This window comes from Kosmotoga sp., assembly GCF_982836095.1.
Map to the genome: position 1 here is coordinate 1 of NZ_CEYIHJ010000002.1, position 410 is coordinate 410.

Genomic DNA, 410 nt, shown 5'->3' on the forward strand with positions numbered 1-410 from the left:
TATTGCCTTTGTACTCATCAATCCGAAAGGTTACCCTTACAGGTATATGATTCCCGCTATGATATTGCTGTTTATTTTGACCATTTATCCCATGTACTATACCTTTAAAACCGCTTTTACTAACTTTGGAACCGGGCATCTCTTCACCAGGCCACAGATTATTCAGAAACTACTGAGTAATTACTATTATGTACCTGAAAACCCAGAAGAATACAGTTTTTCTGTCTTTGTAAAGCTAAAAGACTACAAGCCAACTGATGATTTTATGATTATATTCCGTTCCTTATCAAGCAATGAATTATTCACTACTGATAAGAATAGTATCCTTGGCGATTCTGATTCCAATGTAGCATTTACAGATAAAATAGATTCCAAAACAGGGGAAGTTGCTATCGATCCCAAAACAAAGG

At 35.6% G+C, this 410-nt stretch carries 1 pseudogene; it reads left to right on the forward strand.

From position 1 onward, the window contains the following. A pseudogene (locus tag AC3LHT_RS00250) lies at positions 1-410 on the forward strand (maltose ABC transporter permease); the annotation flags it as partial.